Source organism: Hydrogenovibrio sp. 3SP14C1, assembly GCF_029625905.1.
Taxonomy (GTDB): domain Bacteria; phylum Pseudomonadota; class Gammaproteobacteria; order Thiomicrospirales; family Thiomicrospiraceae; genus Hydrogenovibrio.
The window spans coordinates 1-248 of record NZ_JARTLM010000253.1 but is presented as its reverse complement, the minus strand read 5'-3'; the positions used below and the strand labels follow the sequence as shown (position 1 = coordinate 248).

Below are 248 nucleotides of genomic sequence, written 5' to 3'. Positions count from 1 at the left end.
TCGTTTAACTGCCTTAGCGAAACAACTCAATACCGCGTTTAATTCAGCGAAAACAGCCCTTGAACGTGATTATTTGAAAATGATTGATGAACCGCAATTAGACATTAGCGGTTCACAAAACGCTTACCAAACAGCTTGGTCTGAAGTTAAGAAGAATCAGCAAGACACTTTACTTGCTGAACAAACCTTGCAAGAAATGCACAATCAGCTCGTTCAATTACAAGCTAGCCAAGACGCTATCCAACAAA

General features: G+C 39.9%; 1 protein-coding gene. It reads left to right on the top strand.

All coding sequences use genetic code 11. From position 1 onward, the window contains the following. On the top strand, positions 1-248 hold a 248-nt coding region (locus P8629_RS12455), incomplete at both ends, for a hypothetical protein (protein ID WP_278166412.1).